Below are 8,001 nucleotides of genomic sequence, written 5' to 3'. Positions count from 1 at the left end.
AAACGATACGGCCCCCACCGCGATCTACCCTTGCATGGTGGTCGGCAGCGTCAGAGGTGTATCAGAGACAGGCACAGCCGTGCGGCTACGGCATCACGCCGTCACGAGTGCGTGCGCAACAGCGTCCGCATCGTCCGCATGGCCACCGACAGGTTGGCCAGGTCGAACGACTCCGAGCTGCGGATCTCCTCGAGGGTGGCGCGCGCCCGGCTCAGGATCGCCGCGTTCTTGACCTCCCAGGCCTTGAAGCGCTGCTCGGGAGTCGACTTGCCGTTGCCGACGGCGAGGACGTCCGCGGTGAGGCCCGCGTGGGCCGCGTACAGGTCCTCGCGGATGGAGGCACGGGCCATGGACTGCCAGCGGTCGGCACGGGGCAGCTCGATGATGCGGTCCATGAGCTGGGTGATGCTCAGGCGGTCGGCCAGGTCGTAGTAGACCTCGGCGACGGCCAGCGGCTCCTTGCCCATGCGGTCGGCCACCGAGACGATGTCCAGCGCCGGGAAGGCGGAGGAGAAGCCGGCCACGCGCGTCGCCAGCTCGTCCGGCACACCGGCGCCGGACAGCTCGTCGTACACGTGCTGGTACCACTCCAGGTCCGCGCCGCGCAGCAGCTTCGGCAGCTCCTGCCAGACCTGCTCGACCCGCTCCGAGAAGAACTCCACGGTCTCGGCGAGCGCCAGCGGCTGCGGCCGGTTGTTGAGCAGCCAGCGCGTGCCGCGCTCGACCAGACGGCGCGAGTGCAGCCGGATCCGGGTCTGGACGGAGGCGTCGACCTTGTTGTCCAGCTCCTCGACCGCGTCCCACACGGGCGCCGAGCGGAAGATCGTGCGGGCCACGGTCTGGGCCCGGACGATCTCCTCCAGCGACGCGCCGGTCTCCTCGCGCAGGCGGTGCAGATAGGTCGTACCACCCGTGTTGACCGTGTCGTTGACCAGCACGGTGGTCGTGATCTCACGGCGCAGCGGGTGGCTGTCGACGTTCTCGGTGAACCGCTCGCGCAGCGCCGTCGGGAAGTACGCGTGCAGCAGGCCGCGCAGGTAGGGGTCGTCCGGCAGTGAGGTGTGCAGCAGCTCGTCGGCGACCGTGATCTTCGTGTACGCCAGCAGGACGGCCGTCTCCGGACCGGTCAGGCCCTGACCCTGACCGAGCCGCTCACGGATCTGACGGTCGGCCGGCAGGAACTCCAGGGCCCGGTCGAGATGGCCCTCACGCACCAGGTGACGGATGAACCGCTGCTGGGCGTGGAGCATGTCCTTGGACTGGGCGAGGGCGTTGGCGATCGCCACGTTCTGCGCATAGTTGTTGCGCAGCACCAGCGCGCCGACCTCGTCGGTCATCTCCGCGAGCAGCTTGTTGCGCTGCTTCACGGTCATGTCGCCGTCCGTGACCAGGCCGTTGAGCAGGATCTTGATGTTCACCTCGTGGTCCGAGGTGTCCACACCGGCGCTGTTGTCGATGGCGTCGGTGTTGATCTTGCCGCCGTGCATCGCGAACTCGATGCGGCCCAGCTGGGTCAGGCCCAGGTTGCCGCCCTCGCCGACGACCTTGACCCGCAGGTCTGCGCCGTCGACGCGGATGGCGTCGTTCGCCTTGTCGCCGACATCGGCGTTCGACTCCGTGGACGCCTTGACGTACGTACCGATGCCGCCGTTCCACAGCAGGTCCACCGGCGCCTTCAGGATCGCCTTCATCAGGTCGGCCGGGGTCACCTTGGTGGCGCCCGCCTCGATGCCGAGGGCCTCGCGGATGTGCGCGTTGACCGGGATCGCCTTGGCGCTGCGCGGGAAGATCCCGCCGCCCGCCGAGAGCAGCTCCGTGTTGTAGTCGGCCCAGCTGGAGCGGGGCAGCTCGAACAGACGGCGGCGCTCGGCGTACGAGATGGCCGCGTCCGGGTCCGGGTCGATGAAGATGTGCCGGTGGTCGAAGGCGGCGACCAGGCGGATGTGCTCGCTGAGCAGCATGCCGTTGCCGAACACGTCACCGGACATGTCGCCGATGCCGACGACCGTGAAGTCCTCGGTCTGGGTGTCCACGCCCAGCTCGCGGAAGTGCCGCTTGACGGACTCCCAGGCGCCGCGGGCGGTGATGCCCATGCCCTTGTGGTCGTAGCCCGCGGAGCCGCCGGAGGCGAAGGCGTCGCCGAGCCAGAAGTTGTACGACTCCGCGACCTGGTTGGCGATGTCCGAGAACGTCGCCGTGCCCTTGTCGGCCGCGACCACCAGGTAGGTGTCGTCCTCGTCGTGCCGCACGACGTCCGCCGGGGGCACCACCTCGCCGGCCACCATGTTGTCGGTGATGTCGAGCAGCGCCGAGATGAAGGTCTTGTAGCTGGCGATGCCCTCGGCCAGCCACGCGTCACGGTCCGCGCTCGGGTCCGGCAGCTGCTTGGCGACGAAACCGCCCTTGGCGCCCACCGGCACGATGACGGTGTTCTTCACCATCTGCGCCTTGACCAGGCCGAGGATCTCCGTACGGAAGTCCTCACGGCGGTCGGACCAGCGCAGACCACCGCGCGCGACCTTGCCGAAGCGCAGGTGCACGCCCTCGACGCGCGGCGAGTACACCCAGATCTCGTACGCCGGCCGGGGCGCGGGCAGGTCGGGGATCGCCTGCGGGTCGAACTTCATGGACACGTAGTCGTGCGGCCGGCCGCCGCGCGACTCCTGGAAGAAGTTCGTGCGCAGCGTCGCCTTGATGACGGTGAGGAAGGAACGCAGGATGCGGTCCTCGTCGAGGCTCGCCACCTGGTCGAGCGCGGCCTCGAGCTCCTCGAGGAGCGCGTCGACGATCTCGTGCCCGGCACGCTGGCGGTCCGGCGACATCCGCGCCTCGAAGAGGGAGACGAGGAGCCGGGTGGTGTGGACGTTGGTTCGGAGGGTGTCCTCCATGTAGTCCTGGCTGAAGGTGGAGCCGGCCTGCCGCAGGTACTTGGCGTACGCGCGCAGCACCATCGCCTGCCGCCAGGTCAGCCCGGCGCCCAGCACGAGGGCGTTGAAGCCGTCGTTCTCCGCCTTGCCGGTCCAGGTGGCCGAGAAGGCCTCCTGGAAACGCTCGCGGCCGTCGTCGCCGAGGTAGTCCCCGTTGCCGCCGCCCAGCGACTTGGGGATGCGCAGGCCGAAGTCGTAGATCCAGGCCGTGGTGCGGTCCGAGCGGCGCAGTTCGTACGGCCGCTCGTCGATCACCTCGACGCCGAGCCGGTTGAGGACCGGCAGCACGGCGGACAGGGAGATCGCCGCGCCCTTGCGGTAGATCTTGAAGCGGCGCTCGTCGGGGGCGGCGCCCACCGGCTCGTACAGGCTGAAGGAGAAGTCGCCCTCCTCCTCGCTGAGCCGCTCCAGGTGGACCAGGTCGGCGACCGCGGCACGCGGGGTGTGGTCGGCCTTGTAGCCCTCGGGGAAGGCGTTGCCGTAGCGGCGCAGCAGCTCGGCGGCGCGCTCCTCACCGCACTCGGCGGTCAGGGCCTCGCCGAACCCGTCGGCCCAGGAGCGGGCGGCCTCGACGAGACGCGCCTCGATGCGCTCCTTGTCGTTGTCGCTGAGCTGGGGCAGCTCGGTGCCCTGCGGGACGCGGATGACGAAGTGCAGCCGGGAGAGGATCGACTCCGTGTTCCAGGCAGTGAAGTCGACGCTGATGCCGGCGAGCTCCTCCTTCAGGATGTCGATGATCCGCAGCCGGACGCCGGTGGTGTAGCGGTCGCGGGGGAGGTAGACGAGGGCGGAGTAGTAGCGCCCGTACTCGTCCTGACGCAGGTACAGGCGCAGCCGGCGCCGTTCCTGCAGGTAGAGGACCGAAGTGGCGATGGTGCGCAGCTCGTCGGCGGGCGTCTGGAAGAGCTCGTCGCGCGGGTACGTCTCCAGGATCTGCAGCAGGTCACGCCCGTCGTGGCTGTTGGGCGAGAAGCCGGCGCCCCTGAGCACCTCGTCGACCTTGCGCCGGATGACGGGCACGCGGCGGACCGACTCGGTGTAGGCGGCGGAGGAGAACAGGCCCAGGAAGCGGCGCTCCCCGACGACGTTCCCGTCCTTGTCGAACTTCTTCACGCCGACGTAGTCGAGGTACGACGGCCGGTGCACGGTGGCCCGGCTGTTGGCCTTGGTCAGGACGAGGAGCTTGTGCTCGCGGGCCTTGGCGCGGGCGTCGGCCGGGAGTCGCTCGAAGGAGGGGCTGACGGGGTGGCTCTCGTCGGTCGCGTGGTGCGGGTCCGAACGCAGTATGCCGAGCCCGGTGCCCGGCACCGCCGCCAGCGAGTCGTCCCCGCGCAGCTGATACTCGCGGTAGCCGAGGAAGGTGAAGTGGTCCGCGGACAGCCAGCGCAGCAGCTCGCGGGCCTCCTCGACCTCGGCCGCGGAGAGGTCGCCGGGAACGGGCTCGCCGTCGAGCCCCTCGGCGATGCGCAGGGCCGCGTCCCGCATCTTCTCCCAGTCCTCGACGGCCTCGCGGACGTCGGACAGCACGCGCAGCAGGTCGGCGGTGATCTGCTTCAGGTCGGCGCGGTCGGTCTCGCGGTCGATCTCGACGTGGATCCAGGACTCGACGTAGGCGTCGTGCGGGAGGTCCGCGCCGTTGGACGGGGTGGGCAGCACCTCGATGAGCTTGCCGGTGAGGTCGCGCCGGACGACGAACTGCGGGTGGATGACGACGTGGATGCCGCGTCCCTGCCGGGTCAACTCGTTCGTCACGGAGTCGACGAGGAAGGGCATGTCGTCGGTGACGACCTCGACGACGGTGTGGCTGCAGGTCCAGCCGTTCTCTTCGACGGTCGGCGTGTGGACCCGCACGTTGGCCGTGCCCTGGGGGCGGCTCTCGGCGAGACGGAAGTGCGAGACTGCGGCTCCGAAGACGTCGACCGGATCGCGGTCGGTGAGGTCCTCCGGGGCGGTGTGCAGGTAGTAGCGCTGGAGGAACGTGAGCACGGATTCCCGATCCGGGATGCCCTCGCCCGTCGTCCCAGTCGGTAGGTGCCCCCCGACCGGGCTGTTCTCAGCTACCCGGGCGGCCCTGTCGAGCAGCTCGGCCTTGGCTTCGTCCAGCTTGGTCTGCATTGTCCTCTGGCTCCTGTCGCGCGCCGTTGCGTGACGTAGAAGGAAGTACGGTCTCTTCCCCTGCGGCTCGACGCCACGGCCCGGGGTGTCCGGTCCGTTCCGACGCTATGCCGCGAGGTGAGATGAGCGGGGCGTATTCAGCCATTCTCGACGCGCCCGACGGGTGTGACGCTGCTCTCCGCGACGCCGGTACCCGGGATGTGCGCGGCGCCTCGGGGGCCCTTGTGCCCCCGTCCCGCCCGTGAAGACCAGCGACCGCCGCCCGGTCACGGATGTCGTCCGTGCTCACCGGGCGCAGGGCAGGGGCGACGGTGCCCCCGCGAGCTATCGCGCTGATCACGCCACAAGGCTATCGCTCCTCACCCCGGGCCCGTCATGAGCCGTATGTGTACAAAACCAGGGGTAGAACTTTGACATTCTGCACAGGGGCGAAGGCTGTGCGGCGGGCGTATCAGGAGCAGGGTCCGGTACCGCCGTCCGGGTGACCTGGGGCGCCGTGCGCCGCCAGCGGGCGGTCGGGCGTGCGCGTCCGGAGCGGTCCGGCTCCGGCCGGCGGCGGGCGGCCGGGCGGTCCAGCGGGAGTGCGGCGGGAGTCCGGGCGGAGTGGTGGGGACGGTCCGGTCGCAGTGCGGCAGGGGTGGTGTCGGAGTGCGGTGGGAGTGAGGTGGAAGTCCAGCGGGACCGCCCCGCCGGAACCCTTCAGGCGGCCAGCCGCTCCGCCTCCGCGACGGCCTCGGCCAGTGTGTCCACCACGGGCACGCCCACTTCCTCGAGGCTGGCTCTGCCGTGCGAACCCCCGGTGTACAGCACGGCCCGCGCACCCACGTGCCGCGCCGCCACCGCGTCGTCCGCGGCGTCCCCGATCACCACGGTCCGCCCGGGTTCCACGCCGGTCAGCGCCTCCAGGTGCCGCACCATGTGGCCGGCCTTGCTGCCCCCGGACGGCCCGGTCCGCCCGTCGACCCGTACGAAGTGCGCCTCGATCCCGAACCCCCGCACCAGCGGGACGAGTTCGTCGTGCACGTACATGCTCAGCAGCGACTGGCTGTGGCCCGCCGAACGCCACCGCACCAGCAGCTCGGCCGCCCCCTCGGTGAGCCCGCACCGGACGCGGTGCTCCGCGTAGTACCGGTGGAAGATGTCGTCCATGATCTCCCACTCGGCGTCGGTCGGCAGCCGTCCCAGCAGCCGCTCGTAGAACTTCGGCACCGGCACGCAGTACAGCGCCCGGTACCGCTCCAGCGTGATCGGCTCAAGCCCCAGCTCGGCGAATGCCGCGTTCGTCGCCCCGATGATCGCGTCATTGTCGTGGAACAGTGTGCCGTTCCAGTCCCAGACGATGTGCGCGCGTCCTCGCTTCCCCATGCACAAAACGTACCCGCCGCCACTGACAATCATGAATGTCCGCAGGTCAGAGATGCTTGGGGCGGATGAGGCGGAGAACGTCAGGCGAGTCCCACCAGGTTGGGGATCTCCTGCGTCGCGTACCAGAGCAGCTCGTGGTCCTCGGCCTCGTCCACCACGAACTGGGCGTCGTCGTCACCGCCGTCCGCCGCCTCCCGCGCGCGCGCCGCGGCGGACACGTCGGTCTCCGCGTCGTCCGCGTCGACGTGCACCGCGGCGGCCTTGGCCAGCCGTACCGCACCGGCCACCCGCACCTCTCCCAGCGCGGCCGGTTCGAGCGCACGGTCCGGGTCGGCCGTCGCCGCGCCGTCGGCCACGTCCACGGCGACCACGACCCGGCGCCGTGGCGCTTCCGGGTCCGCCGCGAGCAGCCGCAGCGAGGCCAGCGCGGCCCGGTTGAGCGCGGCGTACTCCAGCTCCTCGATGTCGTCGGAGAGGTACCACTCACGCAGCGCGGGCGTGACGGCGTACGCGACGAACGGACCGGTCCCCAGCTCGCCCGTCTTGTACGCCTCGGCGAGACCGGGGAGGGTCAGGGGGACGTAGACGCGCATGGCTGGCCGCTCTTTTCGTGGTCGGAGGCTCCGGTGAGGCCCCGGGGAGGGCGGTCCCTCGTCTCCCGGAGGGCCTTCAGGATACGTGTGGGCGTCCCCTTTCGAGTCCCTGCCCACACTTCCGGACACGTCCACCCGGCGCCCTGCGACTCACCCGGTAAGGACCCGTCCCCGCCCGGCTTTCCGCCCTCGCGACCACTCGGATAGGTGAACTTTCCCGGCCCCCGACACGGGCTCCGGCTTCCTTGCCGCCGTCACCGGCGTCCCCGTACAAGATCCCCACCAGCAAGTTACCGCCCGGTATCGCCGGGTCCGCAGAACGGGGACTCCCATGAACAAGGTCATGAACAGGGCGGCCGCGCCCCGCCCGGGCACCCGCCCGCCGAGCCGCCGCGACCCCCGCCGCCCCGGCGGCACGACTCCCAGGACACCGGCCGCGGGACCGGGCCGTACGACCCCCTCCACGGCGCCGGGCGTCGCCAGGGCGATCCGCCCCACCGATCTCTTCGCGGACCGTCTGCTCGCCGTCCTGAGCGGTCAGCGCCCCGTCCACTGGATGCTCCGGCACACCGCCGGCCGTGCCTACGACGAACTGGCCCGCCTCGCCGAGCGCGGGCCCCTGCGCACCCGCGGCGCCCGCCCCGTCGTCCGCGACATCGGCTACTACGTCCCCCGCACGGGCGCCATCGAGGCCTTCGCCCGCATCGGCGCCGGTGACCGGCTGCGCGCCATGGCCTTCCGCCTGGAACAGGGCCCGGACCTCCGCTGGCGCTGCACCGCGGTGGAACTGGGCGGCCCGCGTGGCCCACGGACGGACGACGACTAGCGCCCGTACGGGAAGGTGGGCGGAGCCCCGCGCGGGGGGGGGGGTCGTGGGGGGTGGGGGGGCGCGCGGGCCGCGCGGTTGACCGGGGGGGGCCCCCCAGTCGGGTCGTCTCGGTGATGTGCGCGCGCACGGTGTCCTCGACGGCTCGTGCCTCCTCGCCGTCGCGCGCCAGGAC

Annotated in this window: 4 protein-coding genes; 1 reads left to right on the top strand and 3 read right to left on the bottom strand. The window is 71.0% G+C overall.

Translation table 11 applies throughout. The features are described 5' to 3' along the window. Positions 1–101: 101 nt before the first annotated feature. From ACFW2E_RS35345 to ACFW2E_RS35335, 3 genes are all read right to left on the bottom strand, one after another. Positions 102–5,042, bottom strand: a complete 4,941-nt coding sequence (locus tag ACFW2E_RS35345; protein ID WP_384472615.1) for an NAD-glutamate dehydrogenase — start codon at positions 5,040–5,042, stop codon at positions 102–104. A gap of 699 nt (positions 5,043–5,741) precedes the next feature. Then, positions 5,742–6,407 (bottom strand): HAD family hydrolase, encoded by a 666-nt coding sequence (locus ACFW2E_RS35340; RefSeq protein ID WP_384472612.1) that lies wholly within the window; start codon positions 6,405–6,407, stop codon positions 5,742–5,744. An 80-nt stretch (positions 6,408–6,487) separates the two neighbouring features. Further along, the gene (locus tag ACFW2E_RS35335; protein WP_384472609.1) at positions 6,488–7,000 is read right to left on the bottom strand and encodes a DUF6912 family protein; all 513 of its coding nucleotides are present in this window, start codon (positions 6,998–7,000) and stop codon (positions 6,488–6,490) included. A gap of 331 nt (positions 7,001–7,331) precedes the next feature. Here ACFW2E_RS35335 and ACFW2E_RS35330 point away from each other — a divergent pair, with 331 nt between their 5' ends. Then, entirely contained in the window at positions 7,332–7,826 is a 495-nt protein-coding gene (locus ACFW2E_RS35330) for an Rv3235 family protein (RefSeq protein ID WP_384472606.1), read from the top strand. Positions 7,827–8,001: the final 175 nt, after the last annotated feature.

Source organism: Streptomyces sp. NPDC058964 (assembly GCF_042741275.1).
In the GTDB taxonomy this organism is placed as follows: domain Bacteria; phylum Actinomycetota; class Actinomycetes; order Streptomycetales; family Streptomycetaceae; genus Streptomyces.
The sequence above is the reverse complement of the archived record's forward strand: the minus strand, read 5'-3'. Positions and strand labels throughout refer to the sequence as shown.

Excerpts from the sequence above, each read along its gene's own strand:
- ACFW2E_RS35335 (WP_384472609.1), bottom strand. The coding sequence starts at position 7,000 with ATGCGCGTCTACGTCCCCCTGACCCTCCCCGGTCTCGCCGAGGCGTAC.
- ACFW2E_RS35330 (WP_384472606.1), top strand. The coding sequence starts at position 7,332 with ATGAACAAGGTCATGAACAGGGCGGCCGCGCCCCGCCCGGGCACCCGC.
- ACFW2E_RS35340 (WP_384472612.1), bottom strand. The coding sequence starts at position 6,407 with ATGGGGAAGCGAGGACGCGCGCACATCGTCTGGGACTGGAACGGCACA.
- ACFW2E_RS35345 (WP_384472615.1), bottom strand. The coding sequence starts at position 5,042 with ATGCAGACCAAGCTGGACGAAGCCAAGGCCGAGCTGCTCGACAGGGCC.